1 protein-coding gene is annotated in these 206 nt (G+C 50.5%); it reads left to right on the top strand.

Features of this window, described 5'->3' with window-relative positions:
• Positions 1-206: hypothetical protein (locus KIH23_RS13915; RefSeq protein WP_213214060.1), on the top strand; the 206-nt coding region annotated here is incomplete at both ends.

The following is a 206-nucleotide window of genomic DNA, read 5'->3' on the forward strand; positions in this document are numbered from 1 at the left end:
CGATGCTGCAATGACTTATACCATTACGCCTAATGTAGGTGTGAGCATGTCAAACACAGGTGTGGTAACGGCTCCGGCGGGTACTTATACCTTGACGGCAACTGCTAGCAACGGATGTACTTCGGCAGCTTCTGCTTCGGTAACCATCGATGCACAACCTGAGACTCCGGCTACGCCTGCTATATCTGCTCAAGTAACACAACCTA

It is taken from the genome of Flavobacterium sp. CYK-55 (genome assembly GCF_018413465.1).
Classification (GTDB): Bacteria; Bacteroidota; Bacteroidia; order Flavobacteriales; family Flavobacteriaceae; genus Flavobacterium.